Annotated in this window: 1 protein-coding gene; it reads right to left on the bottom strand. The window is 48.4% G+C overall.

The window, feature by feature from the left end; genetic code table 11:
* Window positions 1-1,611 (bottom strand): HYR-like domain-containing protein (locus MTX13_RS14315; protein WP_449555744.1); only part of this gene is annotated, 1,611 nt, incomplete at both ends.

The following is a 1,611-nucleotide window of genomic DNA, read 5'->3' as shown; positions in this document are numbered from 1 at the left end:
ACGGATCAGAACTATCGGTATTGTCCACACCAGTCACGGTAATGTCACCGGCACAGTTATCGTTAGCAGTCAGGTCACCCGGAGCAGGCACGTCCGCGATACACTCGTAAGTGATATCAGCAGGAGCCGAAGGTGCAACAGGCGCTATGGTATCAGCCACCGTAATAGTCTGTGAAACCGACGAAGAATTGTTACAGTCATCAGTAAAGGTCCAAGTACGTGTGATTATGATGTTACACGGATCAGAACTATCGGTATTGTCCACACCAGTCACGGTAATATCACCGGCACAGTTATCGTTAGCAGTCAGGTCACCCGGAGCAGGCACATCTGCGATACACTCGTAAGTGATATCAGCAGGAGCCGAAGGTGCAACAGGCGCTATGGTATCTGCAACAGTTATAGTCTGTGAAACCGACGATGAGTTGTTACAGTCATCAGTAAAGGTCCAAGTACGTGTGATGATAATGTTACACGGATCAGAACTATCGGTATTGTCCACACCAGTCACGGTAATGTCACCGGCACAGTTATCGTTAGCAGTCAGGTCACCCGGAGCAGGCACATCTGCTATACACTCGTAAGTGATATCAGCAGGAGCCGAAGGCGCAACAGGCGCTATGGTATCAGCCACCGTAATAGTCTGTGAAACCGACGATGAATTGTTACAGTCATCAGTAAAGGTCCAAGTACGTGTGATGATAATGTTACACGGATCAGAACTATCGGTATTGTCCACACCAGTCACGGTAATATCACCGGCACAGTTATCGTTAGCAGTGAGGTCACCCGGAGCTGGCACGTCCGCGATACACTCGTAAGTGATATCAGCAGGAGCCGAAGGCGCAACAGGCGCTATGGTATCAGCCACCGTAATAGTCTGTGAAACCGACGATGAGTTGTTACAGTCATCAGTAAAGGTCCAAGTACGTGTGATTATGATGTTACACGGATCAGAACTATCGGTATTATCCACACCAGTCACGGTAATGTCACCGGCACAGTTATCGTTAGCAGTCAGGTCACCCGGAGCAGGCACATCTGCTATACACTCGTAAGTGATATCAGCAGGAGCCGAAGGCGCAACAGGCGCTATGGTATCAGCCACCGTAATAGTCTGTGAAACCGACGATGAGTTGTTACAGTCATCAGTAAAGGTCCAAGTACGTGTGATGATAATGTTACACGGATCAGAACTATCGGTATTGTCCACACCAGTCACGGTAATGTCACCGGCACAGTTATCGTTAGCAGTCAGGTCACCCGGAGCAGGCACATCTGCGATACACTCGTAAGTGATATCAGCAGGAGCCGAAGGTGCAACAGGTGCTATGGTATCTATTACATTAATAGTCTGTGAAACTGACGATGAATTGTTACAGTCATCAGTAAAGGTCCAAGTACGTGTGATTATGATGTTACACGGATCAGAACTATCGGTATTGTCCACACCAGTCACGGTAATATCACCGGCACAGTTATCGTTAGCAGTCAGGTCACCCGGAGCAGGCACGTCCGCGATACACTCGTAAGTGATATCAGCAGGAGCCGAAGGTGCAACAGGTGCTATGGTATCTGCAATTGTAAAAGTAGCAGTAGTAGAGCTAGAGT

Source organism: Hanstruepera flava, from assembly GCF_023634025.1.
Classification (GTDB): domain Bacteria; phylum Bacteroidota; class Bacteroidia; order Flavobacteriales; family Flavobacteriaceae; genus Hanstruepera; species Hanstruepera flava.
The sequence above is the reverse complement of the archived record's forward strand: the minus strand, read 5'-3'. Positions and strand labels throughout refer to the sequence as shown.